The following is a 20,074-nucleotide window of genomic DNA, read 5'->3' as shown; positions in this document are numbered from 1 at the left end:
CCGTGCGAAAGTCCCGGCGTCGCTTGCCTTGACGTCCGGGTCGACGGTCGAGCGGGTTTTGAACTTTCCAGTATGCAGCGCCTCGTCGCGCTCTAGCGAAACTACGACGTCACCATAGGTGTCCCAACCGTGCTCAGCGAGGTGCTCCGAGACTGCTTCGGCGAGCATGCGGGTGACCCGCGGCCCGTCCGCTGCCATCCGGTCGTAATCCTCGGCTCCCAACGACACGATGTAGTGGTTGGGTGCGAGCTTGCGCCCGCCCGCGAGGTCCCGGACGTTGTCCTCACACTCTCGCTCCAGTTCCAACGCCACTTCTTGTGTGACGACGTTGCCACCGAATATTCGTGCGAAGGCACTGCCCACGAGGCTTTCGAGGCGCCGATCGAAGCGCTGAACGCGTCCCATCGGGAACACCTCCTTCCACGTGTGCCTTCGAGGCGATCGTATCGGGTTTTGACGGTGTAACACGGGCCCCCGGGAAACCCGCTCGGTTGTGCTTGCTATAGTGTTGTCACTGTCAAAAGTTGCTCGGGCGAGTGGCGGAATGGCAGACGCGCACGGTTCAGGTCCGTGTGTCCGCAAGGACGTGAGGGTTCAACTCCCTCCTCGCCCACTCTACGACGAACCGCCGTCGGGAATGGTTCCCGGCGGCGGTTTTTTGTGTCAGTCGGTCGTCGTCCCGGTCGTCATGGTCTTGCGGGACGGACGTCGGGTGGTGTGGCGAAAGCGTTCGGTCGGCGGTTGACCCCTGCCCGTCTCGCCTGTAGCGGCTGCGGGTCGGCTGACCTGGTCGTCGGGTCGGGGCTTGGCACCATCCCGGGCCGAAGGAACTGGAAAGCTAACCGCTGAACGCGTTCCCGGTGAGATGCTCCGACGGGCCCGCTGCGTTCGACGAATCCGCCGTGCTCGTCATGTCCGTCATGCCCATGGCCGCGCGGTGACGGGTCACACAGCGCTGATCGGCCCGCCGGTCGGTCTTGCCGACATCGCCGTCGTCGGTGTCGTCGCTGTCATCGCCCGTGTCGCCGAAAGCGCGGGCCGAATGTGAACGCGGGCCGGGAATTGTGGTGGACGACACGCTCGCGTCACCGGCGGGATGACAATCGTCTTTCGGCGCCGAGCTTGCTGTGTGCGGTGTTGTGCGCAGCGACACGATTTCGCCGCCGGGGTTCATCGGTGGCCTGTGGCGGATATCGATGGACACGCCTTCCATCGTCGATGTCGTTTCGATGTCTTTTTTGTTGCGATAGCGACCGCGCCGCTGGTCTCGCCGCTTTGTCATCGAGTGATCGATGGGCGCGAATGTGGAACGTGGAACCGTTGTGCGGGCCTCGGTGGGATGCGGGTGGATTGAGGCGACGCCGGGCACGCTGGACGCATTCTTCGCGTTGCGGAGCTCGCACACACTGCTCGCGCTTTCCAACGGAAGCCTCCAACGTGACCGCATTACTCGCCGGGTATCCGGCGATGCCATGGGTGTTATCCGATTTTTCTGCTCTCGAATCACCTGACGTCCGAGGGTGCGGTGGGGTTGCGTGGGGCGGTGAGGTTTCTCGGAGACCTCCCCATGCTCTGCGCCAAGTGGGTGACAGTGTGGTGGGAGACGGTGTCGCGGAACGCCGTGGAGCGTCACGGAAATCCGTGAAACATCACGGAACATGGAACACAGTGGACCGATGCGTGCCGTGTGCCGGTGATAAGTGTGCCGTATCGGGTCCACTTCGGCTCGGAGTGAACCCGAGGGGCCACGTTTTGTCGGCGGTCTGAACCGGCTGTTGCGCTCGATGAAGTAACGAACCGAGTTCTTCGTCCGCTTCATGTAGTGGACTCACAGGGAATTGACGCCATGTGTATGCTCCAGCATCGCTGGGTGTCTGATCTTCACCTGTCGGGTTTTCCCTTCCGCACTGTGCTCTTAGGAGACTCATGAACAGCAGAAGAACGTTCGCCAGAGTCGGCGCGCTCGTTGCCGGAACCGCTGCGGCGCTTTCCCTCGGATCGATTCCCGCTTCGGCGGACGAAGCGAAGGCGCGTATCGACAGGGGAACGAACGGGTACACCGTCAATCTCGATTCTGAGAGCCAGATCACCACACTGTTCAATCTGAGTCTCGGCGGCGGTAACTCCCTGCGTGCTTATTGCGTGGAGATCAGTGTCAGTGTGGACCCGTCCCGCCCGCTGTACGAGAGCCCTTGGGACGAGTTCCCGAACCCGGATTCGCCGTTCCACGAAAACCGCGACCACATCAACTGGGTGCTGCAACACGGCTACCCCGCACATGACCTCTCCGCGTTGGAGCAGACCCTGGCCGAACAGGGCGTCGAGCTCCATAATGGACTGAGCGAGAAGGAGGCCATCACGGCCACGCAGGCGGCCGTGTGGCACTACAGCGACGGCAAGGACATCAACCGCGACGACCCGGCTCGCGCCGACCGCGAGGCCGACGCGGACGTGCTCGCGCTGTACGACTACCTCACCGGCGAGTCCAATGTGGGCATCGAAGAGCCGAACCCGGCGTTGGAGGTCGGGCCTGAGTCGGCGACGGGTGTCGCGGGTGAACGCATCGGGCCGTTCACGGTGAACACCACCGGGAAAATCACCGAGATCACCAGCGAGCTGCCCGAGGGCGTCACCGTCGTCGACGCCGACGGCAACGAGCTGACCGCCGGCGACATCGCCGACGGCACCGAGATCTACGTCGACGTGCCCGCCGAGGCCGCCGAAGGTGCCGGTGAGTTCTCGCTGACCGCGACCGCCCGCCTGGCCACCGGCAGGCTGTTCGTCGCCGAGGACTACGACCGCAAGCCCGCCCAGTCGCTGATCGTGGCCTCGTCCGACGACACCACGATGAAGGCCGGGGCCAATGTGGAGTGGGAGGCCGCTCCGAAGACCACGCCTCCGGAGGAGACCACCGAGGTCACCACGCCGACCCCGACCTCGCCACAGCCCCCGGCTGAGACCACGCAGCCGTCGCAGACGCCGCAGGCCGACTCCGAGGACCTCGCCCAGACCGGTTTCTCGGCCATGACGCCGCTGCTGATCGGTCTCGGCCTTGTCGGCGCCGGTACGGCGGCGGTCCTGCTGCAGCGCCGCAGGAAGAACGCCTGACCGACCGTTAGTTCGGCGATCTGATCGCTGAAGGGCCGCCTTCACCGCCGGGTGCGGTGGGGCGGCCTTTTTCGTGACCGCCGGACGCTTGCGCCACCCGGGCAGATACTGCGATATTCAACGACCTGTCGACGGCCGGAAAGGCCGACCTCGCTAGTGTTCAAGTTGTTATTTTCAGCGCGCGAACATGGTCGGGGGGCCAATGGAATTCCGCATCCTGGGCCCGTTGCAGGTGGTCGACGACGAACGAGAAGTCGTTGTTCCGGCGGGTAGGCTTCGCGTGTTGTTGGCGGCCTTGGTGTGCAATGCCAACCGCGTGGTCTCCGTTTCGGAATTGATCTCCTATCTGTGGGACACGCCGAGCGCGAGCGCGCAGAACACCGTCCGTTCCTACGTGCGCAGACTGCGTGCCTGCCTTCGGGAAATCGATTCCCAACGGGTGTTCATCCGGCAACGGACACCCGGCTATGTCCTCGACGTCGACGACGACGAGGTGGACCTGCTGCGGTTCCGGTCAATCGTGTCGAAGGCGTACGGCACCGACGATCCACGAGACGCCGCGGAGCTGTTCCGATCGGCGTTGGAACTGTGGCGGGGAGAACCGCTGGCCGATATCCGGTCGGAAGAGCTCCAACGTGGTGTCGTCGCATCATTGTGCGAGGAGCACACCAGAACGGTCGAAGCGCGGATCGATCGAGAGCTGGAGGCCGGAGCGCATGTCGAGTTGGTGAGTGATCTCACCGCGCTGGTCGAACGGCACCCGCTGCGGGAGCGGTTCTGGGGCCAGTTGATGTCGGCGCTGGCCCGCAGCGGCCGACAAGCCGATGCGCTCGCGGCTTACCGGCGGTTGCGTGCGACGTTGGCCGAGGAATTGGGTATCGAGCCCGGGCCGGAGCTCCGGCGGCTCCACGAGGTGATCCTCAGCGGCGAGATCCCCGGAGTGCGGCAGGAACACGACGGGGACGGTGGCCCCGGTCGAACGGCGACCTCCGACGAATCCGAGGAGCTCTCGCCCGTGTTGCCCTCGCCACGGCAACTCATCGCCGACACCACGTCGTTCGTCGGGCGCGGTCGGCTGCTCGACGACCTGGCCCGCTGGCTCACGGACGCGACGGCTCAACGGTTGCTCGTCGTGAGCGGACAGCCGGGTGTGGGCAAGACGGCTCTCGCCGTGCGTCTCGCCCACCGCGTCGCCGAGTACTTCCCCGACGGGCAACTGTTCGTCGACCTGCACGGTTTCTCCTCCACACCGGCGGTCGCCCCCGCTGATTTGCTGACCCGGTTCCTCCGCGCGTTGGGGTGTTCGGCGGAGCGGATTCCCGACGACATGGACGAACGCACGGCACTGTTGCGTTCCCTGCTCGCGGGCAGGCGGGTGTTGTTGGTGTTGGACAACGCCGCGACGGCCGATCAGGTCCGGCCGTTGCTCCCGGGTGAGACCGAGTGCGCGGTGATCATCACCAGCCGGAACGTGCTGTCGGGTCTTGTCGCCTTGGACGGGGCACGGGCGGTGCGCATGGACGTGTTGACGGCGGACGAGTCGACCTCGCTGCTGTCCACGCTTCTGAAGGACCGGGACGACGTGTGCGACGAGGAGCTGCGCCGGCTGGCCGACGCGTGCGGCAGGCTCCCCCTGGCTCTGCGGATCGCCGCCGCGCATCTGGCCACTCGACGTGAGGTGGCGGTCTCCGACCTTCTGGAGGACTTGTCGCGGTACCGGCTGGATGTGCTCACGATCACGTATGACGGTCGTGCTTGCGTTCGCACGGCGATCGACGTGTCCTACGCGGCGCTGTCCGCGCCGGTCGCTCGACTGTTGATGTTGCTCAGCCTGTTACCCACACCGGAGTTCGCCGTTCCGGTCGCGGCGGCGTTGTGCGACTGTGATCTTCCCGAGGCGAGGCGACTCGTGGCGGCGTTGGCGGAGGCCAACCTGGTCGAGGAGCTGGGCACCAGTCGCTACCGTCTGCACGACCTAGTGTGGGTCTATCTCACGCATCGTGCCGAGCACGAGTTGTCCGTTCAGGAACGTTTCGCCGCGGCACGACGGATGGCGGACTTCTACCTGCACACCGTTATCAGCGCGGGGTGGTTCGTTCGGCGGGAGCCGTTGCCGATCGAGCTGCCGACCCGTCCGGACACGGTGCGGACGGTGTCGTTCGACGACCTCCAGCAGGCCGTGGCGTGGTACGAGGCCGAGCGGGTGAATCTCGTCGCCGTGGTCCACGAGAGCGAGCGGAGAGGTTGGCACCAACACGCCTACGTGCTGCCCATCGTGTTGTGTTCCTTCTACCTGCTGCGCAAGCACTGGTCCGACTGGGAGGAGACACACACGGTGGCGTTGCGGGCGGCGCGTCGCAGCGGCGACCGCCGTGCCGAATCGGCGGTGCTGCATCGACTGGGCGCCCTGCTCGACACCAAGGGACGGTCTCGGAAAGCGCTGGACAAGTACAAGGCCGCCACAACCATCGCCAGGGAACTGGGTGATCCACAGTTGGAGGCGTCGGCGTTGACGGGTGCTGGGGCGGCTTACTTCTCCCTCGGCAGGCTGTCCGACGCCTACAGCTGTTATCAGCGTGCCCTGGAACTCCACACCGAGGCGGGAAACCCGTACGGACAGGTCGGCCCACTCGTCAACACCACAAGGGTCCATGTGGCTCGCCGAGACTTCGCCGCGGCCTTCGCCAGCGCTCGGGAGGCGATCAAGGTGGCCATGGCGTACGGCTCGGTGAATCATCCCGGCATCGCATGGCTGAACCTCGGGGAAGCCTATCTCGAGGCCGGGCACGTGGACGATGCCATCGAGGCGATCGACCAGGCCGGACGTGTGGCCGCGATGAGCAGCGACCGTGACACCAAGGCCCGCAGTCTGAATCTATTGGCCGTGGCCGAGGAGAAGCGGGGGGACATGCTCGCCGCGCGCCGGTTTCGGCAGAGGGCGACGCTGTACGCCGCGGAGATCGGGTGAACGGACCGCTCGACCGGCATTGGACGGGCATTGGACCGGCACTGACACGCGAGTGTCACGTTTTTGTCCGCCCTGTGCGGCAGGATGGTTGTCAACACGTCACAGCGTGTGCCCTGGGCCTTGCGAAGGGGAGGATCGCGAGTTCTGCCACAGGTGCTGAAAAAAGGGGGGCGAAGCCACCGGTACGTTGTGCAGCCGCATTCGGTTGTTCGAACGACGTGCCGGTGGTTTTGCGACGAGCGGTCAGATTCCGGCCAGTTCGGCGAGCGCGGTGTACGAGTCGAGCATGTCGCCCCGGTCGTAGGTGCTCATCGTGATCAGCAGCTCGTCGGCTTCCGTGCGTTCCACGAGTTCGGCCAGTTCGTCGCGCACCGACTCCGGTGTGCCGTGGATCTGTCCCCGGAGCACGTCCGAGAGCAGGGAGGCCTCACGCTCGGTCGGTTCGGGGATCTCTGCGGCCGGCAGCAGCGGTGGGAACACACCGCGCGTGCGGGAGTGCACCAGTGACCAGGCCTCCGGCAACAACAACTCCCGGGCCCGCTGTCGTGTGTCGGCGACCGCCACGGCCGTCGACACGATCACGTACGGCCGTGGCCACAGAGACGAGGGACGGAAAGCGGCGCGGTAGCGCGCGATGCGTTCGGCCGCCCTGCCCACCCCGGATACCAAAGCGATGACGAGTGCGAGGCCCGCGTCGGCGGCGATGTCCGCTCCGGCGCCGGTGGCGAGGACGAACGCGGGAACGCGCAGCCCTTCGGCCGGGATGCCGTGCACTCCGCGATGGACGGGGGTGCCTGCGAAGTAGCCGAGGAGTTCACGGATCTGCTCGTCGAAGCGGACGGCGTCTTCCTTGCCCCGGCCGAGGGCCGCCCTGACCCCGCCGGTGAATCCCACCGAACGGCCCAATCCCATGTCGATGCGGCCGGGATGCAGTGCTTCGAGCGTGCCGAACTGCTCGGCGACGACGAGCGGTTGGTGGTTCGGCAACATGACCCCACCGGTGCCGACGCGGATGCGGGAGGTGTTCGCGGCGACCGCCGCGGCCAGCACGGTAGGCGCGGATCCGGCCACGCCGGGGACGCTGTGGTGTTCCGCGACCCAGAACCGGTGGTAGCCCAACGTCTCCATCCGGCGCGCGAACCGTACGGTGTCGCGTACGGCCTCCGCCGGCGCCTGTCCCCGCCGGATACTCGACCGGTCGAGGACCGACAGCGGTACGGACAGGCCTTGAGCGCTCATGTCAATTGCAACGCGTCACAGGTGGTGGCATTCCGGTGGCGTTACCGCTTCCCTCCGATGGCTTCCGCCAATCCGAGGACGCGGCGGGCCTGCTCCACGTGGAGGTTCTCGACCATGCGGCCGTCCACGGTGACCACGCCCCGGCCTTCGGCCATCGCCTGCTCGAAAGCGTCGATGACCCGCCGAGCGTGTGCGATCTCGGCTTCGGACGGTGCGAAAACGCGGTTGCACGGTTCGAGCTGGTTTGGGTGGATCACCGTCTTGCCGTCGAAGCCGAACTGCCGGGCCTGCACACATTCGGCCTCGAAACCCTCGGTGTCACGCACGTCGTTGTAGACACCGTCGAGGATCGACTTCCCGGCGGCGCGGGCGGCCAGGAGGCACAGTGACAGGCTCGGCAGCAGCGGTGCTCGACCGGACACGAATTCCGCGTGCAGCTCCTTGGCGAGGTCGTTGGTACCCAGCACGAGCACGGTCAGCCGTGCTGAGGCTTCGGCGATCTCCTGCACGCGCAGCACGGCGCCCGGAGTCTCGATCATGGCCCAGACGGCCGTGTGCTCAGGTGCTTTCGCCGCGGTCAGGGCCTCTTCCACGGCGTGCACGTCGGCGGCCGAGGACACTTTCGGGACCACGACCGCGTGCGGACCCGCCTGTGCCACGGCACGCAGGTCGTCGTCGTGCCATTCGGTGCCGATGCCGTTGACGCGGATGGCGACTTCCCGCTCGCCGTAGACCGCCGAGGAGACGGCCGCGCACACCCGTCGCCTGGCCTCCTCCTTCGCGTCGGGCGCGACGGCGTCCTCCAAGTCGAGCATCAGCGCGTCGGCGGACAGGTCCTTCGCCTTCTCCAGGGCGCGTTCGTTCGCGCCGGGCAGGTAGAGGACCGAACGGCGTGGGCGCACGTGAGCCTCCTTATCACGGCGGACGGCCGTTGTCCGGATTGTCGTCGCCGACACCGTAGTAGGTACGCGGGCAGCGGCGCTGCGGTGCCGGTCACCGGTATCGAACTCAGCCGCAGGGATGACCGTTCGGCCTGTTGTCACCCGTACGGCCGCACTGCTCGACCGAAATCGTCGAACCGCCCACCGACCGATCACCGACCGTTCGGCGCCGCCGATCGCAGGTGTGCTCTCAGAGCGCAGACGCCGCCCGTTTGCGCTGGTACTCAGATCACGTGCCGTTTTCGACGCGGCACCCACGGGCAGGCGAGAACACGCGACAGCGAGAAGCAGTCAACAGGGAGGCGGACTTCGTGGCGGTACCACCTGGACAGACCGCGACAACGAGCGGATCGAGCGGCGTCCGGTCGATTCCGGGGCGTGCCGCGCCCACTCTCGAACTTCCGTCCGACCCCGCAGACCTCGCCGAGCGCGCGGTTCCGCTGCTGGGCTGGCAGGGCACGGTGCTCCCGCAGCTGACGTTGTTCGGCAGGCGGGTCTTCGTGGTGGCGAGGTTGCGCCCCGAAGCACACGCCGAGCGCATCGCCACGGGCATGCGGCCGGTCACGGACAGGGCCACGGTGGCCACCTGGACGTGGCCGGAGCTGTGGGGGGTCGCTCCGCCACCCGCGGTGCGGATCGCCGGTGTGCTCGCGGTGGCCCGGCACTGGCGGACGGGCATGGCCGCGACGGTGCCGTTCGCCCGCTACGGGGAGGCGGCGGTCGTGTTGCCCACGGCGGCCACCATGAGCCACGACTACGTCGACAACTGCCTGCCGAAGGCGAGGACGCACGGCCTCGGCGTGGTGGCCGCCGACGAGGAAGCGAGGCTCGACCTCGACCTGACGTGCGGGGACGACCGCATCACCCTCGGCGAGGACGAGGTGTGGCGTTGGGTGCACGAGGTCGCCTACGAACAGCTGCTCGTCCGTGAGGCGGCGGGCTTCTCTGCTCAGGGCGTTCGGAACGACTAGCCTCGACGGTATGCGAGTCGTCATCGCCGGAGGACACGGCAAGATCGCGTTGCGGTTGGAGAAGCTGCTCTCTTCGCACGGCGACACGGCCGTGGGCATCATCCGCAAACCCGAGCAGGCCGAGGAACTGCGGAAGCGCGGCGCCGAACCCGCCGTGCTCGACCTGGAACAGGCGAGTGTCGACGAGGTCGCCGACGTGCTGTCCGGGGCCGACGCGGCCGTGTTCTCTGCGGGAGCGGGGCCCGGTAGCGGGGTGGCTCGTAAGGAGACCGTCGACAGGGCGGCCGCCGTGTTGTTCGCCGAGGCCTCCGAGCGTGCGGGTGTCCGGCGATTCGTACAGGTGAGTGCGATGGGCGCGGGCGAGGAGGTCGACGCGGACGTCGAAGCCAAAGTCGGTGAGGTGTTCGCCGCGTACCTGCGGGCGAAAGCCGCAGCGGAGGAGGACCTGCGCGGCCGTGACCTGGATTGGACCATCCTGCGTCCGGGTCGGCTCACCGACGAACCCGGCACGGGGCTGGTGCGACTGGCCGATGACGTGCCGCGGGCCGACGTGCCACGTGACGACGTGGCGGAGGTCCTGCGGTTGCTGGTGGCCGACACCACCACGTACGGGCGGACCCTGGAGTTGGTCTCCGGCGACACGCCGGTGGCCGAGGCCATCGAGCGTCTCTGAGTTCGTTCTGCTCGTTCGTTCTGCTTCCGCTCGGTCGGAGACGACCCGGTGGAAGGCGTGTTCCGGCGTCAGCACGTCAGGACCGCGGGCCGAGGACGCGATCGAGGTAGGCGTTGCCGAACACGCCGTGCGGGTCCAGTTCGGCCCGCAGGCGTCGGAAGTCGTCGAAGCGGGGATACAGGCGGCGGAGTTTGTCCGCGCCGAGCGGGTGCATCTTGCCCCAGTGCGGTCGTCCTCCCACCGACGCGGCGATGCGGGCGAATTCGGCGAAGTACTCCTCGTACGGCATGCCGACGTACTGGTGCACGGCCACGTAGGCGGTGTCCCGGCCGTATGCCGTGGACAACCAGATGTCGTCCGCGGCGGCCACCCGCACCTCGACGGGGAACGCCACCGGGTGGTGCAGCCGGGGCACAAGCGCTCGGAGCTCCGCGAGGACGTCGAGTATCGATTCGCGCGGCACCGCATACTCCGTCTCCACGAACCTGACCATGCGCAAAGTGGTGAACACCCGGTGGGAGGCGTCGCTGTAGTGGCGGCTCGACAGCGCTGACGAGGCGAAAGCTCCGAGAGTCGGCGTGAGCCGGGGAACGGCCCTGCTCAGTCGACACAGGCCGCCGAAAGCCCCGTTCTCCATCAGGGTGTAGTCGAGGAATCGCCGCACGGGGGAGAGCGGACGCGCCGGAGTGCCCGCAGGGTGGCGGGTGTTGCGTTTGACTAGTGCGTTGCGACCGTAGGGAAACCAGTAGAACTCGAAATGGTCGGTTCCGTCGGCGAGATCGTGGAATTCGGCGAGTACGCAGTCGAGCGGTTGCGGGCTCTCGTGTGCCTCCAGAACGAACGCGGGTTCGCAGCGCAGGGTGACGGTGCTGATGACTCCCAGAGCACCGAGGCCGATTCGAGCGGCGTCGAACAGTTTCGAGTTCTCGGTGGACGAGCAGGTGACGACGGACCCGTCGGCTGTGACCAGCTCCAGTGCTTCTACCTGGGTGGCGAGGCCGCCGAACCGAGCGCCGGTGCCGTGCGTGCCCGTGGAGATCGCGCCCGCGATGGTCTGCGCGTCGATGTCACCGAGATTGGTCAGCGCGAGGCCGAGGGAGGCCAGAAGCGTGTTGAGGTCACGCAGAGTGGTGCCCGCGCGCACGGTGACCAGTCCGCTTTCGACGTCGGCCGAGACGATGCCGGAGAACGCACCGAGGTCGATGGCATCGGTGCCGTTGTCGGTGGCGGCGACGGGACTGAACGAGTGGCCGCTTCCCAACGGGCGTATCCGCCCGCCGTGTTCGGCCACCTCGGTGACGATCTCGCACAGGTCGGCTGTGCTCGCCGGGCGGTGGACTCGGCGGGGCCGTGCCGAAGCGGTGCCTGCCCAGTTCGTCCACGGTTCCACCCGGGCCTCCCTTGAGGGTTTTCGTCGTCGACGGCGAAAGAGATGAATAGAATTCGAGTTTAGTGTCGTACCGTTCCGGTGTGAACTCCGAAGCGGCTCTGTACGACCTGGCGACACGCGACCTCGATCCGCCGCTGGCGATCGTCGACCTCGACGCCTTCGACGCCAACGCCGACGACCTCGTGCGGCGGGCGGCGGGGACACCCATTCGGATCGCAAGCAAGTCGGTGCGATGCCGGGCGTTGCTGGAACGGGCGCTGGCGAAGCCGGGTTTCGCCGGGCTGCTGTGTTACACGCTCGCCGAGGCGCTGTGGTTGTTCGAACAGGGCACCAGTGACGATCTCGTCGTGGCGTACCCGACGGCGGACAGGGCGGCGCTGCGAGCGCTCGCCACCGACGACACGGCCCGACAGGCCATCACACTCATGATCGACTCCACCGAGCAGCTCGACTTCGTCGACGCGGTGCTCGGTGCCGGCCACTCGAAGCTCCGAGTCTGCCTGGAGTTCGACGCCTCGTGGCGGCCGGTTCCCGGTGTTCACGTCGGTACCCGTCGTTCTCCGGTGTTCACCCCGCGACAAGCGGCGAAGCTGGCCGCGGAGATCGAGCGACGCCGAGGGTTCCGGCTCGTGGGCGTGATGGGCTACGAGGGACAGATCGCCGGGCTGCCCGACGGCGACCCGGGTGTCCCCGGTGCCGTGGTGCGTTGGATGCAGCGGCGGTCGGCCGCCGAACTCGCCAGCCGCCGGGCCGCCGTCGTGGCCGCCGTGCGCACGGTGACCGAGCTGGAGTTCGTCAACGGAGGGGGCACGGGAAGCCTGGAGTCCACGCGCGCCGATTCCTCTGTCACCGAGATCGCGGCGGGCTCGGGTTTGCTCGGCCCGGCCTTGTTCTCCCGGTACCGTCGCTTCTCGCCACGGCCCGCCGCGTTGTTCGCGCTTCCCGTGGTGCGCAGGCCCGCCCGCCGGACGGTCACGCTCTCGGCCGGCGGTTACGTGGCCTCGGGCCAGGCAGGGGCGTCACGACTGCCCACGCCGTATCTGCCGCGTGGACTGCGGCTGCTCGCCGTCGAGGGCGCCGGTGAGGTCCAGACGCCGGTCACCGGGCGCGCGGCACGGCACCTGAGAGTGGGCGACCGCGTGTGGTTCCGGCACGCCAAGGCCGGTGAGCTCGCCGAACACTTTCCTCACTACCACCTCGTATCGGGTGGTCGACTTGTGCGCACCGTTCCCACCTACCGTGGTGAGGGCCGTTTCTTCGGCTGAGCACCTCACGGGACGGCTCACGGGACGGGTGGGACCGCCTTCGTTACTCGCCTAACTTGCTCGCCAGGTAGTCCTTGATCAGGGTTTTGGTCTCGGCGATGACGTCCGGATCACCGTGCGGATCGAGCTGGAAGGCGTATCTGAGGAGACCGTCCGCGGCTTCCACGGCGATCGAGATCGGGAGCGTGACCTGTTCCGCCGGAAGTCTGACGTGGCTGGTGAGCAGCCTGGTGAGGGCGTCGACGATGACTCGGTTGTTGGTACGCAGGTCGTCGAGCAGCCGCGGCTCGACGGGATCACCGAAGTGCACTGTGGAGAACCCCGGCACCTCGCGGTGCATCGCCAGGTAGATGTCCAGAAGGGAGTCGACGACGTCCCACCAGTGGCGTGTGTCCACTGTGCCGAAGCGTTCGTTGACCGCGGTGATGAAGCGTTCCAGGTTGCGCTGGGCCAGTGCCTGCACGACGGCTCGCTTGTCGGGGAAGAACTGGTACAGCGAACCCACCGCCACACCCGCCCGCTTGGCGATGAGCGTGGTCGTGAGTCCTTCGTAGCCCACTTCGTCGAGCAGTTCGGCACTCGCGTCCAGCATGCGTTCGACTCGTTTGGCGCTGCGCTGCTGGACCGGTTGTCGACGGAGTGGGGTTGATTCGGCCTGCGTCACGGTGTGGTTGTCGGACACGTCGTGCTCCTTGCTGTGCAGGTCAGCGACTTTATCGTGTCCGGAGTCGCCTTCACGGTCGAGTGAATGCTTTGCGAAGGCGGGCCGTCGAGGAGTGGATATGGGGCCGCGGGCCGGTGCCGGTCGGGGGGAGGGGGAGTGCAGCGGCACCGACCCGCGGGGTCTTCGGGGGGCGCACCACGGGCGGGGAACTCGCGGTGTTTGTGGAGTTGTGAGGCGACCTCGACGGTCAACCTAGCGGCGCAACACGATCAGGGCCATTAGCGGAGGCAAACTTCTACGATTAATCGCCGAAGAGCCGGCGACCGGACTCGTTACGCTCGGGGGTACGCACGGTCCGGCCGCCGGCGACTGGGTCCGCCCTGCGGCGGAAGTCTGGAAGAAAGAACGCATTCGGAACGCCCGCGTCATCGGCCCGACCTTCCGATGAGGGCGTGTCGTCCTGTGGGGCGCTCGGGAAGTGTCGTCGACGTGTTCGTGCCGTCGGCGGTGGAAGCGGACTCCGCCCGGCGACGCCGGATGCGCCGCGAATCCTGGAAGTGGGCCAAACCGCCCGCTACGAGGTGGTCATGGGCGACCTGCCACACCGAACACGGCGCCTTGCACTTGTGCCACCGTGTCGAGCACGTCGGGCAGTCACCACGTTCGTCGGGCTCGTGCACTCGCAGAATGGCGCGCCAACCCTCGGCCAGCCGGGGCAGCTCGGAGCGGGCCACGGAGATCAGCGCCGGTGCGTCCGCGTCGTTGGCGACGTCGGCGAGCATGTCGAGACGTTCCCACACGGCGTTGCGGAGAACCTGCCCGAGAATCTGATCCACCTGGCCCTCACCGTCACCTTCTCGCCAGTTCGGCGGCTTCGTTCAGTGCGGCCCGAAGTTGTCCGAGCTGGCCGGCCGACAGCCGGGCCGTCTCTCCGGGCGGTCCGACGAGGACCACTTCACCGTTCTCCACGAACACAGTCACGGACCGCTCGCGGCTGATCAGATCGCCGCACTGCACACGCCAGACCACCTGACCGCCTTCGTGCCGCCGTCCCGAGTCGGGATGGGGCTGGGAGGGCCTGGTCATGTGGGCCACGGATCGGCGTGTGGGTGCGTCGGAGTCCCGGAGGCGATCGGACACCATGTCGGTCCCAGCAGTGTCTGCTGTGATCGAATGCACGTCCATCACGTCCCTCGTCGGTTTCCGTCGCTGTCGTTCGTCCGGTGTGAGGGGCCTGGTTGCGGACCGTGTTCGGACGGCCACGCCCCTCTCATCCCTACATTGCGGTCAAAAAGCCGGTGTGAGAAGCCTCCTCGGAGCTTGTAGCGGCGACCGGCTCTACCCGCACGCCGAGCGGTCACGGAAATTCGGCCCTACCGATCAGATGCCCCACGGCGGGTCTTCGCGCGGTTTACTGGGTTTGCTTACGCTGCACACCGACGCCCGATGGGACTGTGGAGGGGCGGACATGGACGCCAACGAGGACACGGCACAAAGCCGCATCAACCCCGCGATCTGGGAAGCCCGCGAAATGCGGGACGCGCTGGCGAACCGAAACATCAGCGACGTCTACCGGCAACTTCGGATGCACGGCATCTCGCAACGCCAGATCGCCGCGATGACCGGCCAGTCACAGTCCGAGGTGTCGGAGATCCTCAAGGGCCGCCAGGTGATGGCTTACGACGTCCTGTCCCGCATCGCCAAGGGCCTGCGCATCCCGAGGGGCTACATGGGTCTCGCCTACGACGAGACCACGAGAAACCAGGTTGTCGGCGCCGCCGACGAGCAGCAAGCTGAGGAGGACGAGTCCGTGAAACGACGGAAGTTCCTCGCGCACGCCGCCCAGGTCACGATGGGAGCCGCAGTCTTCGGCCCCGCCTCGACGGCATGGGCGTCGAGCCCCGCCCAGACACCCGCTCCGGGGCGTATCGGGATGACCGATGTTCGCCAGGTGGAGGCGGCCACCCGAGCACTGAGAGCACTGGATTACCAGTACGGGGGCGGTTTCTGCCGCGATGCGGTGGTCGCTCAGCTGTCGTGGGGGCAGCAGATGCTCCAGGCCAGTGGCTCTGAGCAGGTCAAGTCCCGGTTGTACGTGGCATTGGCCGACCTCCACAGTCTCGCGGGTTGGACGTCTTTCGACATCGATCTGGTCGACTCCGCGCGGAATCACTTCGCACAGGCCCTCGAACTGGCGAAACAGGGCGAGAATCACCCGCTCGTCGCCAACATCCTGTACCGCATGGGGCGGGTCTATCTGCATCAGGACGCGCCCAACGATGCGTTGAAGTTGTTCCAGTTGGGACAGCTGGCGGCGCAGGATTCCGGTTCGGAGCTGGCGGTCGCCGTGCTGTGTGCCAACGAGGCGTGGGCGTACGCGATGATGGGCAACGCGGAGCAGGCCATGAAACTGCTCGGCAGGACCAAGGACGAGTTCGACCGCGCCGATGTCGCCAGCGCCGAGTCGTGGGTGAAGTTCTTCGACGAGACCGACGTGTACGCGATGATTGGCACCGTGCACACGGCCCTGGCCCAGCACGCCGACACCTCGCACACCCGCTACGCCATCCCGGCGCTGCGTAGGGCCACGGAGGCCTACGGCGAGGACATGGCCCGCAGCAAGACGTTCAGCCTCGGCATGTTGGCCACCAACCACATGTTGGAAGGCGACATCGACTACGGGGCGAAGATCGGCGGCAAGGCGCTGGACTGCGCGGAGGGACTGAAGTCGGCGCGGGTGAAGAAACGCATGGAGCCGCTACGGCAGGAGGCACTGCGGCGCAGTAACAACAGCGACGCGCGGGAACTCGCCGAGCGGATGACCGAGTTCTTCTCCTGACACGTCGGTCGACGGCCGGGACACGCATTTGGACAGGCGCTACACCAGGCAGAGACTGGACGAAGTGCTGCGCCGGACGTGTGTCCGTCTCGGAATGGACCACCGCGACGCCACACTGCTGCGGTTCACCAACAACGCCGTGTACTCGCTGGCCCGGGAGCCCGTGGTCGTGCGCATCGTGGGTTCGCGGGCTCTGGGGCACAGGGCCGGCAAGGTCGTACAGGTGGCCCGGTACCTGGCCGAACACGGCGTTCCCGCCGTCCGGCTGTTCGACGGCGTGCCCCAGCCTCTGGTGGTCGACGAGTACGTGGTGACGGTGTGGCACCGCGTCCACGTGGTGCGGCGAACCGCCACGTCGGCGGAGCTGGCGCGCTTGTTGAGGCTGGTGCACTCGTTGCCACCTCCGGGTGATGTGCCTGCCTGGGCGCCTTTGAGCGATGTCCGTGCAAGGGTGGCCGACGCCGAGGAGCTGGCCGCCGACGACCGGCGATTCCTGCTGCAACGGTGCGCGGAGGTGGAGGAGAGGCTACGGGAGCTGGAGTTCGTGCTGCCGCCGTCGTTGGTGCACGGGGACGCGCACCCCGGCAACGTCATCGTCGGGGAGGACGGGCCGGTGCTTTGCGACTTCGATTCCTCGTGCGTAGGGCCACCGGAGTGGGACCTGATTCCGTTGGCGGTGGGGAGGACACGGTTTCGTGACCCGCCCGGGCTGTACGGCGAGTTGGCGCGGCACTACGGCTTCGACGTCACGGAGTGGGATGGGTTCGCCGTGTTGCGGGCGGCGCGGGAGCTGAAGCTGACGACGAGTGTGTTACCGATCGCGCGTAGCCAGCCGGTGGTACGCCGGGAGTTGGCGCGCCGGTTGGGCGATCTGAGGGAGGGGCGGACGGCCGGCCGGTGGTTCCGGTACCGCTGAATGTCGGTATTTCAGTCGCATTTCGCATTCGTCGACGACCAACCGCCGTTCGTCGCTTTGGCCGGAAAGGGACCGGCGCAGGCGAAAACCGGCGAAGTTCGGCCCGACCGAAGAGTTATCTGTGGCACACGTCATATGAGTGGTGTTCGGGAGAGCACGGCCGCGAAGCCGAACGCGAGCCCCATCATGGTGAGCTCGATGACGGCGAACGACGCGAGGGCGGTGTGGCGGTGCCGGATCACCTTCGGAATCAGTTTCCACCGGGTGTAACCACCGAGCCCTGCGGTTACCGCGAGCGCTACCGACTTGGCCACCAGGAGCTGGCCGTAAGAGGTGGTGAACAGGCCCGGCCACAGCTGCACCGTGGGGTGCTCGACGAACTCGGCGAGCGCGTTCAGCACACCGGTGGCCACCGCCACGGCCAGACACACGGTGGCCAATTTGGAGAACTGTGGGAGGACGGTGGCCAGCAGAGCACGGTGACGTGCGGCCAGCACGACGATGGCGAGGAGTCCGCCGGTCCAGGCGACGACGCTGATGATGTGCAGTTCGAGCAGCACCATCGCGTGTTCGGCGAAGTGGGACATGGTGGCGTGCCCGGTGACCGGCAGTGGCAACAGCGCGAACAGGCCGCAGCCCACGATCAGTTCGGGCGGCATCTTGCGGCCGAGCCGTGCCGAGGCCGTGGCGAGCAGGGCTTGGACGAGTGCGAAGCCCGCCACGACGAGCAACGCCTTACCCGCGGCCACGGTGTCGACATAGGAGCGGATGTCGCCGAACGAGATCGCCGGGGCACCGGGGCGATACTCCGCCGTCTGCAGCACGAGGCAGACCAGCGCGGCCACCGCCCACACCAGCGCCGCCGCGACGACGACGGTCCTGGCTTTGGCGAACGCGGGACGGGCCGCCGCGGGAGTACGTTCGCCGGCCAGCAGTGGAAGCAGAGCGAACCCCACGGCGACGACGGCCGCGAGGTCGAGTGACGCGCGGGCGATGGGCAGTCCGACCCGGACAGCCGTACCCACTTGGGTGATGCCGCTGACGGAAGTCGAAACGGTGAGGGCCAGGGCGACGAGGACACCCGACAGCGCGGCCGTGACGACCGCGACCAGTGGCCCGAAGCGCGGTAACCACGATGTCGACGCGGTGGCGGGTTTGCTCACTCTGCTGAGCGTACGCACCGACGACGCCGCGGGCTTCGGCTAGAAGGGGCTCTGCCGAGACCGAACGAGATCGCCCAACGGGGCATGGAACCGGCCACGGGATTTAGTACAGCTCCGGCAGGGCAACCTCGGGCGGAAAAGTCTCGCCTGGGAGGCAGCTGTACATGGCTGGTCATTCGGATGAAGAGGGCGAACGTTCGAGGAGTGCCTCGGAAAGTCCAGACTTGGAGGAGACTGCCAATCTGCCGGAGGACACCGGTGCTCGGACCGCAGGGGAGCCGGAACGGGCTCCTGAGTCGGTCGCGGAGCGCGGTGGGCACCGTCCCGCCCAGACCGATCACGTCGTGTTCGGGGTGGCGGCGATCATCGCGCTGGCCATCGTGGCGTGGGGGATCGTGTCACCCGGCAGTCTCGCCACCGTCGCCGACACGCTCCTGAACGATGCCGTGATCCCGTACGGCGGCTGGGCGTTCGTCCTCACCGCGAGCGGTTTCGTGCTCTTCGCCATCGCGGTGGCGGTCAGCAGGTACGGCCGTATCCCCCTGGGCAGGGACGACGAGCGGCCGGAATTCCGGACGGTCTCGTGGATCGCGATGATGTTCAGCGCCGGTATGGGCATCGGGCTGATGTTCTTTGGCGTCTACGAGCCTGTCGCACACTTCGTCGAGCCTCCTCCCGGAACGGCGCCGCCCAATTCCGACGAGGCCGTTCACACGGCGATGGCGACCACGTTGTTCCACTGGACCTTGCATCCGTGGGCGATCTACTCCGTCGTCGGCCTGGCCATCGCCTACAGCGCGTTCCGCAAGGGGCGCAGTCAGCTCATCTCGGCCGTGTTCGAACCCCTGATCGGCAAGCGACGCAGTGAGGGGTCGCTGGGCAAGGCCATCGACATCATGGCGATCTTCGCGACGCTGTTCGGCTCGGCCGCCTCGCTCGGCCTCGGTGCTTTGCAGGTCGGTGGGGGTCTGTCGGCCGTGGGTTGGGCCGACAGACCCGGTACCGGGGTGTTGGTGGCGATCATCGCGGTGCTCACGGTCGCCTTCGTGGCCTCGGCCGTGTCCGGCATCGCGAGAGGTATTCAGTGGCTGTCGAACATCAACATGGTGCTCGCCGCCCTGCTGGCGGTGTTCGTCCTGGTGGTGGGGCCGACGGTATTGATCCTCAACATGGTGCCGGGCGCCCTCGGCGACTACCTGCACGACCTGTCCGCCATGGCCGGACGGACCGGCGTGACCGGCGGCGACGAGATGCGGCAGTGGTTGGCCGACTGGACCGTCTTCTACTGGGCGTGGTGGATCTCGTGGGCACCGTTCGTCGGCATGTTCATCGCGCGTATCTCGCGGGGACGCACGATCCGGGAGTTCGTCATCGGCGTGATCGCCGTGCCCAGCGTCGTCGGCCTGGTCTGGTTCTCGATCTTCGGTGGTGCCGCCATCCAGTACCAGCGTTCCGGTGTGGACATCGCAGGTGCCGGTGGTGAGGAGGCGGCCACGTTCACGCTGTTGGAGAACCTGCCGCTGTTCCTGCCGATCGCCATCATCGTGATGATCCTGGTGTCGATCTTCTTCGTGTCCGGTGCCGACGCGGCCTCCGTGGTGATGGGCACGCTCTCGCAGCGGGGTTCAGCGGGCCCACGTCGCAAGATCGTCATCTTCTGGGGCGCGGTGATGGGTGCGGTCGCGGCCGTGATGCTCCTGGTCGGCGGCGACGACGCCCTCAACGGGCTGCAGAACCTCACCATTCTCGTATCGGTGCCGTTCGTGCTCGTCATGATCGCGCTGTGTGTCTCGCTGTACCGGGACCTGCGTCATGATCCGCTGGTGGTCAGCGAGGACGAGGTCATGCAGTCGCTGAGGAAACTCCACGCCGAACGCAAGGCCGAACGCAAAGCGGAACGGGCCAGAGTGCGCAGACACCTGCGCAAACGGTAGGGC

17 protein-coding genes and 1 tRNA gene are annotated in these 20,074 nt (G+C 67.1%); 9 read left to right on the top strand and 9 right to left on the bottom strand.

Annotation, left to right across the window (positions count from 1 at the left end):
- A partial coding sequence (locus tag M7H19_RS14000; protein ID WP_298181373.1) for a DUF3662 domain-containing protein occupies positions 1-405 on the bottom strand: 405 nt, incomplete at its 3' end.
- 125 nt (positions 406-530) lie between these two features.
- Here M7H19_RS14000 and M7H19_RS13995 point away from each other — a divergent pair.
- Positions 531-613 (top strand) — tRNA-Leu (locus tag M7H19_RS13995).
- A 225-nt stretch (positions 614-838) separates the two neighbouring features.
- Here M7H19_RS13995 and M7H19_RS13990 read toward each other — a convergent pair.
- Positions 839-1,423, bottom strand: coding sequence for a hypothetical protein (locus M7H19_RS13990; protein WP_298181371.1), 585 nt, complete (start codon positions 1,421-1,423; stop codon positions 839-841).
- 503 nt (positions 1,424-1,926) lie between these two features.
- Between M7H19_RS13990 and M7H19_RS13985 the strand changes: the two genes are divergently transcribed.
- Together M7H19_RS13985 and M7H19_RS13980 are read left to right on the top strand one after the other, a co-directional pair.
- On the top strand, positions 1,927-3,108 hold the full coding sequence (locus tag M7H19_RS13985; RefSeq protein WP_298181370.1) for a Cys-Gln thioester bond-forming surface protein: 1,182 nt from the start codon (positions 1,927-1,929) through the stop codon (positions 3,106-3,108).
- Between the two features lie 202 nt (positions 3,109-3,310).
- Entirely contained in the window at positions 3,311-6,076 is a 2,766-nt protein-coding gene (locus tag M7H19_RS13980) for a BTAD domain-containing putative transcriptional regulator (RefSeq protein WP_298181368.1), read from the top strand.
- Between the two features lie 243 nt (positions 6,077-6,319).
- Here M7H19_RS13980 and M7H19_RS13975 read toward each other — a convergent pair whose 3' ends face one another.
- Both M7H19_RS13975 and M7H19_RS13970 read right to left on the bottom strand, forming a co-directional pair.
- Positions 6,320-7,315, bottom strand: coding sequence for an LLM class flavin-dependent oxidoreductase (locus M7H19_RS13975; RefSeq protein WP_298181366.1), 996 nt, complete (start codon positions 7,313-7,315; stop codon positions 6,320-6,322).
- Between the two features lie 41 nt (positions 7,316-7,356).
- On the bottom strand, positions 7,357-8,217 hold the full coding sequence (locus M7H19_RS13970; RefSeq protein WP_298181363.1) for a CoA ester lyase: 861 nt from the start codon (positions 8,215-8,217) through the stop codon (positions 7,357-7,359).
- A gap of 350 nt (positions 8,218-8,567) precedes the next feature.
- Between M7H19_RS13970 and M7H19_RS13965 the strand changes: the two genes are divergently transcribed.
- On the top strand, positions 8,568-9,227 hold the full coding sequence (locus M7H19_RS13965; protein ID WP_298181361.1) for a hypothetical protein: 660 nt from the start codon (positions 8,568-8,570) through the stop codon (positions 9,225-9,227).
- A 10-nt stretch (positions 9,228-9,237) separates the two neighbouring features.
- Complete coding sequence (locus tag M7H19_RS13960; RefSeq protein ID WP_298181359.1) at positions 9,238-9,900, top strand: SDR family oxidoreductase; 663 nt, start codon at positions 9,238-9,240, stop codon at positions 9,898-9,900.
- Between the two features lie 76 nt (positions 9,901-9,976).
- On the opposite strand, the gene M7H19_RS13955 is transcribed toward M7H19_RS13960, so the two are convergent.
- Complete coding sequence (locus tag M7H19_RS13955; protein WP_298181357.1) at positions 9,977-11,290, bottom strand: D-arabinono-1,4-lactone oxidase; 1,314 nt, start codon at positions 11,288-11,290, stop codon at positions 9,977-9,979.
- A gap of 80 nt (positions 11,291-11,370) precedes the next feature.
- Here M7H19_RS13955 and M7H19_RS13950 point away from each other — a divergent pair, with 80 nt between their 5' ends.
- Entirely contained in the window at positions 11,371-12,555 is a 1,185-nt protein-coding gene (locus M7H19_RS13950) for an amino acid deaminase/aldolase (protein ID WP_298181355.1), read from the top strand.
- A 43-nt stretch (positions 12,556-12,598) separates the two neighbouring features.
- On the opposite strand, the gene M7H19_RS13945 is transcribed toward M7H19_RS13950, so the two are convergent.
- The 3 genes from M7H19_RS13945 to M7H19_RS13935 all read right to left on the bottom strand — a co-directional run bounded on the left by M7H19_RS13945 (position 12,599) and on the right by M7H19_RS13935 (position 14,305).
- Positions 12,599-13,237, bottom strand: a complete 639-nt coding sequence (locus tag M7H19_RS13945) for a TetR family transcriptional regulator (RefSeq protein ID WP_298181354.1) — start codon at positions 13,235-13,237, stop codon at positions 12,599-12,601.
- 407 nt (positions 13,238-13,644) lie between these two features.
- Complete coding sequence (locus tag M7H19_RS13940; protein ID WP_298181353.1) at positions 13,645-14,055, bottom strand: hypothetical protein; 411 nt, start codon at positions 14,053-14,055, stop codon at positions 13,645-13,647.
- Between the two features lie 13 nt (positions 14,056-14,068).
- Positions 14,069-14,305, bottom strand: a complete 237-nt coding sequence (locus M7H19_RS13935) for a hypothetical protein (protein ID WP_298181352.1) — start codon at positions 14,303-14,305, stop codon at positions 14,069-14,071.
- A 382-nt stretch (positions 14,306-14,687) separates the two neighbouring features.
- On the opposite strand from M7H19_RS13935, the gene M7H19_RS13930 reads away from it, so the two are divergent.
- Entirely contained in the window at positions 14,688-16,058 is a 1,371-nt protein-coding gene (locus M7H19_RS13930; protein ID WP_298181350.1) for a helix-turn-helix transcriptional regulator, read from the top strand.
- 28 nt (positions 16,059-16,086) lie between these two features.
- On the top strand, positions 16,087-16,974 hold the full coding sequence (locus M7H19_RS13925) for an aminoglycoside phosphotransferase family protein (RefSeq protein WP_298181347.1): 888 nt from the start codon (positions 16,087-16,089) through the stop codon (positions 16,972-16,974).
- A 131-nt stretch (positions 16,975-17,105) separates the two neighbouring features.
- On the opposite strand, the gene M7H19_RS13920 is transcribed toward M7H19_RS13925, so the two are convergent.
- The gene (locus tag M7H19_RS13920; protein ID WP_298181345.1) at positions 17,106-18,137 is read right to left on the bottom strand and encodes a CopD family protein; all 1,032 of its coding nucleotides are present in this window, start codon (positions 18,135-18,137) and stop codon (positions 17,106-17,108) included.
- 164 nt (positions 18,138-18,301) lie between these two features.
- Here M7H19_RS13920 and M7H19_RS13915 point away from each other — a divergent pair, with 164 nt between their 5' ends.
- On the top strand, positions 18,302-20,071 hold the full coding sequence (locus tag M7H19_RS13915; protein ID WP_298181343.1) for a BCCT family transporter: 1,770 nt from the start codon (positions 18,302-18,304) through the stop codon (positions 20,069-20,071).
- Positions 20,072-20,074 lie beyond the last annotated feature (3 nt).

Source organism: Saccharomonospora sp., assembly GCF_027317685.1.
In the GTDB taxonomy this organism is placed as follows: Bacteria; Actinomycetota; Actinomycetes; order Mycobacteriales; family Pseudonocardiaceae; genus Saccharomonospora.
This window is presented reverse-complemented; position numbering and strand designations above follow the sequence as displayed.

Bases quoted from the DNA above. Each gene is read 5' to 3' on its own strand.
- M7H19_RS13985 (WP_298181370.1), top strand. From the start codon at position 1,927: ATGAACAGCAGAAGAACGTTCGCCAGAGTCGGCGCGCTCGTTGCCGGA.
- M7H19_RS13980 (WP_298181368.1), top strand. From the start codon at position 3,311: ATGGAATTCCGCATCCTGGGCCCGTTGCAGGTGGTCGACGACGAACGA.
- M7H19_RS13975 (WP_298181366.1), bottom strand. From the start codon at position 7,315: ATGAGCGCTCAAGGCCTGTCCGTACCGCTGTCGGTCCTCGACCGGTCG.
- M7H19_RS13960 (WP_298181359.1), top strand. From the start codon at position 9,238: ATGCGAGTCGTCATCGCCGGAGGACACGGCAAGATCGCGTTGCGGTTG.
- M7H19_RS13935 (WP_298181352.1), bottom strand. From the start codon at position 14,305: ATGACCAGGCCCTCCCAGCCCCATCCCGACTCGGGACGGCGGCACGAA.
- M7H19_RS13930 (WP_298181350.1), top strand. From the start codon at position 14,688: ATGGACGCCAACGAGGACACGGCACAAAGCCGCATCAACCCCGCGATC.
- M7H19_RS13915 (WP_298181343.1), top strand. From the start codon at position 18,302: ATGGCTGGTCATTCGGATGAAGAGGGCGAACGTTCGAGGAGTGCCTCG.